Origin of the sequence: Anaeroplasma sp. (assembly GCF_034179385.1) — a bacterium.
Taxonomy (GTDB): Bacteria; Bacillota_I; Bacilli_A; order Acholeplasmatales; family Anaeroplasmataceae; genus Anaeroplasma.
In genome coordinates this window covers 1-4,977 of record NZ_JAXFPY010000048.1, presented here as the reverse complement: position 1 = coordinate 4,977, position 4,977 = coordinate 1, and the positions used below count along the sequence as shown (strand labels likewise).

The following is a 4,977-nucleotide window of genomic DNA, read 5'->3' as shown; positions in this document are numbered from 1 at the left end:
AATTCTTTGATTCGATTTATGAATCTCTTTTTTAAATACCATTCCTAAATTATTAAAATGTGTTGTTTTGGTATAATCTACTAATGCACTTGACAAGGAATGAAATAAATTCAAGCATTGCGAGGTATCATCCAAATACATTAAAAAAGAAAATATAATTCCTCAATTCCAATTAGATGAAATCATTGAAAAATATCCTATAATTGGATCCATACTTAATATTAATTCATCATTTTAAAATATAATATTGGGAAAAGATAGTACTAAACTAGATGAGTGCATTTCTAATGCCAAGGAAGCTAATATTGATTCAATAAATTCTTACATTGAAACTTTATCTAAAGAAAAAATGCAATAATTAATGCCATTGATATGGCTAATAATAACGGCATTGCTGAAGGAAAAGTAAATTTAATAAAAAGAGTAATGTTTGGAAGATGTAAATTTAACACTTTAAAAACAAAGATACTACTACATAAGTTTGAATTTGAAATTGTATAATAGTGCCGTATTATTTATAAAGATATGCTATGTTCAAACAAAAAGTTGGTAATTAAGAATAAATTCCATAATGATACTCTCCATAGGCCTCATATAAATCAATAGGCATAGGAAGCTTAGCTATATTTCTTACCACTATGGTATGATCTTGTTTCATTGATTCCATATAAGTAAATGAAACTCTTGCCTCGGCCTTTACTTTATATTTGATTCTTTTTAAGAACAGAAGCCAGTTTAAATAATCCTGAAGATGTCTTGTTGATATGCCATGCTTTTTTGAAATCAAAATAGATAGTTCACTATGAATCTGATTTACATTCGATACTGTGTGATTATTGTTTGTGGCATATCTTTTCTTGTTTGCGATTACCGGGATTTGTTCGATGCTACATGAAATCTCTTGTGCGAATTTTTTTATTGCAGGTTTTGAATCTGAAATGAATGTCGAACCCTCTTTAAAACAATCTTTAAAAAGTAGATATTTATCGATTGATTCAGGGCCTAATCCTGCAATACGAAATAACATATTATCATTCTCATCAACGGATGTAATTAAGCATATTTTATGATGGCTAATTCCAGAGAAAGCGGCTTTGTTGCCACGTTTTTTGGAATAGCGTGGCATTTTATTTGGCTTTGTCCCCTTTAAATTGATTTTAGTGTACTGGGCATCAATTTCAATTAATCCACTAAGGGTGGTATTTAAAACGATATCCTCGATTGCTTTATATAGTTTATGACGCATATTGAAACATGTGTTTTTACACTTACCTATAGATACACTTTCTTGGGCTAAGGTTAATCCATTTATTTCACACTCAATAAATTTTTTCCAAAGTACGTAGTTATTTTCGGAACGATGATAAAGCGTTCCTGTTGTCTTAGAAAAAAACTTATTGCAGTCTTTGCAGTAATATTTTTGCTTTCCTTTGTTAAAGCCATATTTAATGAAGGAAAGAGACCTACAACGTGGACAACAATCTGAATCATGATTAAAGTTTTCTTCATTCATGGTGTCTTCAGTTACTTTATCCTTTACCAATTTATAAATGTGTGCACATATAAAGTCTAGTTCTACGGGTGTTAATTTCTTTAAATCATCTATTGTCATGGTTAAATACCTCACTTTGACTGAAGTATAAACCCTATTTTTACATTATTTATGTCTATTTACCAACTTTTTGTTTGAACTTAGCATAAAGATATTTGTCAATTAATCATAGAAAGAACCTTTTTGACGGTTACTTAAAAAAGTGCATATTACACTTTTACATGTAGTATGCACTAAAGATGTGAACGTTTTACTTACTCTTTATATATTTTATACTTATCTTTTTTACGCAAATACATATTAGGATAAAATATAAAATCATTTGCTTCAATAATTTCTTTTGGCACTAAGTTAATGATTCTACCATAATTCTTTTTAGAACAATGAATGCATAACATTTCTTCTTTAAAGGGAGAAATGAATTTTCCATTTTCATCTATTATCAATTCTAAAGAATTACATTCTCCAATTATAAATAAATTACAATAGTATAAGCACTTAACACAATTCCATTTAATTTCATCTTTATACTTTCCGCTTAATATTATACCATCACATGAAAAACAAACTCTACCATATGAAGATATGAATATTGCAATTTGAATTGTTAAAATCACTATAAATGTTATTAGTTGTATAAAAAATAAAATAACAGCATTATTCATAATGTCAAAGAAAAATTCAATTATTGATGCAACAAAAATGATTAAGTTTATTACGAATAAAATAAAATTTACTTTTTTATTATAATAAAATAATTTTATCATAAGTAACCTCTTATAAATATTTTTTCAATATAACATATGGTATTGTAAATACATTTTTTACAAATTCTCTACCTACAATCTGTAATCCATTTTGTTCAAGATATAATAGATTACCATTTACAAATGCAGAAAACTTATTAGAGGCAACTTCTGAAAACAACTTAATAGATCCTGTATATTGTTTTTGTCCAAGTGACTTCCATAATCCTGAATAACTCATAGCAGCCCCAATTCCAAATGATACTAAACTTTGAAATGCAGTGATTCCGCCATCAATAAGTGACTCTTTTAAATCAACTCTTCCTGTATGAGTGTATTGATTAATCGAAGATTGAGCAACACCAGCTCCAAAGGACAGCGCGGACGTGCCGGCAATTGTACCAGCTAATGTCCAACCAGATATTGCTCCAATACCTGCAAATCCACCAGCAGTTGTTGCTAATCCTAAAGCACCTCCAACTAGCGCTCCACCGAAAACATCTCCAGCCAATTGACAACCGGAATCATGATTAATCAATCCAGAAACTAGACCATTAATTGCGCCAGCACCGGCGCCAATACCAAAACCAACAGCTAAACCTATCAAAATTGCCGAAATCGCAAGGTGCCCATCTCCATCGGAATACATCACAGGATTATTATTACAATATATAAATAGATTCATACCTGATGGAGTATCTATGTTTAAATAATTAGGACTATCCGGAGTTAACCATCTTCTCCATTTTGGATTATAAAATCTATTATGACAATAATACATTTCTATATCATTATCATAATAATATCCTTTGTATATAAATGGATTATATATGTTTTCACCTGTAATGCTTATAGTATTACCATAGGCATCATAGTTATATTTTACTATTAAATTACCTAAATTATCAACTATTCCTAATATATTGCCTATATAATCCCTTACATAATAATAAATATTTGTATTATTTTGTATGAAGCCATATAATTCATCATATTCATCATAGATATAACGGTCATAATATTATTATTTAAACTAATCGATTTGAATATATTCAGTCAAGCTCCCTTTCCAAAGAATCCTAGTACATTTCTATCTTGATAATTAAAATATAATTTTTATTCTAATTGAAGTTCACCAAATGTTGTAAAAAATAATTCCTTATAGTTGAATCGTTATTTCTAATTCAATTATAAAAGATTTTTATTGTTTTTAAATAGTTAGGTTAAGTTCAAACAAAAAGTTGGCGGCCAAAAATCTAAATAATTAATATACTATTAGAGAATAATCTTAAAATTCTATCACTATTAATTATCAAACGATTATACAGTTTAAACAAAAGAGTAAGTAAATAAAATTTTGTTGCAAAATTTCATTTACCAACTTTACGTTTGAACATAGCAAATAGTTATTATAGAAATACTACATTTATAATAATATTGATTTAAAAAATGCTATACATGCACATACATATATAGCATCTATCATGAAAGATGCATAAGACCGAAGGCCTATCCATCTTGATGTGAACCTTGTAAAAATTAATTCTAAATATTATTGATTAACCAATGAAGTTCATCAAGAAATTCTTCATTTTGCCAATCATGAAAGGAAAACCTCATTTTCTTATCAATCCAAATTAATGGTGTGGCTATTGATAAACCTCCTTCGTGTGTTTTATACAAATTATTGTTACTATCCTTAATTTCTAAACTTAAATAATAAGCATTTATACCAGGTATAATCGATTTTCCCGTTTCTATCTCTAAATGTAATTTTTTTTCTCTTGTCAAGTGATTTATTTGTTTTATTAAATCACTTTTTAAAAAATTCTGTTTGATTTTTTCACAATAAAAAGCACACATTTGTCCTAGAATATCACAATAACACATTTATATCATCTCCCGATTAATCTTCGTAAAATCAAATCCCATCTAATACGTTTCCCAATTGACCCTGTTTGTGGATTTATACTATTTAGTTGCCAATGCCATGGATGTCCATTATGTGGGGAATGTAAAGATAATGTTTTCACTTTTTTATATTGGGCAGATGAAGGTTGAGTAAATTTAACACCATAATAATTATCAACCTTTCCAATTGATTGAATTGATTTAATATTAAAACTAGAGCAAAAACTTGAAGCAAATGTACCTATCGTAGCTAATGATGCAGTAGTAAGCATTAATCCATTATACCATCCTTCGTTCATTCCCGCATCTAACATCCAGTTATTTCCAGTAAATGTTTGCTGGTATTCAGCAGTGGCAAATAACCCAGTTCCTAAACCAGCAGTAACAGTAACTCCTCCAACTACGCCCGTTAAAGTCGCACCAGCAATTCCTGCAGCTATTGCCATACCTCCACTTATTAATGCTGGAACAGCTACCATTGATAATCCAATTGCCGTCATTACATTATTATCTGAGGCAACTCCTCCAATTGTTAGCCCCATTCCGACAAGTGCAGTTAAACCAAGAATACATGCCAGAATTGGAAAACTACCATCTCCGTCTGAATACATCACAGGATTATTATTGCAATATATAAATAGATTCATACCTGATGGAGTATCTATGTTTAAATAATTAGGACTATCTGGGGTTAACCATCTTCTCCATTTTGGATTATAAAATCTATTATGACAATAATACATTTCTATATCATTATCATAATAATAT

Annotated in this window: 5 protein-coding genes; all 5 read right to left on the bottom strand. The window is 29.1% G+C overall.

Annotation, left to right across the window (positions count from 1 at the left end):
* Nucleotides 1–553 precede the first annotated feature (553 nt).
* Nucleotides 554–1,612 carry an IS1595 family transposase gene (locus tag SPJ17_RS03255; RefSeq protein ID WP_321092710.1) on the bottom strand — a complete coding sequence of 353 codons (1,059 nt, stop codon included), beginning with the start codon at nt 1,610–1,612 and terminating at the stop codon, nt 554–556.
* A 194-nt stretch (nt 1,613–1,806) separates the two neighbouring features.
* Entirely contained in the window at nt 1,807–2,319 is a 513-nt protein-coding gene (locus SPJ17_RS03250; protein WP_321092708.1) for a hypothetical protein, read from the bottom strand.
* A 10-nt stretch (nt 2,320–2,329) separates the two neighbouring features.
* Nucleotides 2,330–3,187 carry an RHS repeat-associated core domain-containing protein gene (locus SPJ17_RS03245; protein WP_321092712.1) on the bottom strand — a complete coding sequence of 286 codons (858 nt, stop codon included), beginning with the start codon at nt 3,185–3,187 and terminating at the stop codon, nt 2,330–2,332.
* A gap of 656 nt (nt 3,188–3,843) precedes the next feature.
* Nucleotides 3,844–4,188 (bottom strand): hypothetical protein, encoded by a 345-nt coding sequence (locus tag SPJ17_RS03240; protein ID WP_321092706.1) that lies wholly within the window; start codon nt 4,186–4,188, stop codon nt 3,844–3,846.
* 5 nt (nt 4,189–4,193) lie between these two features.
* Nucleotides 4,194–4,977, bottom strand: a 784-nt coding sequence (locus SPJ17_RS03235; RefSeq protein WP_321092704.1) for an RHS repeat-associated core domain-containing protein, incomplete at its 5' end; no start/stop codon positions are given.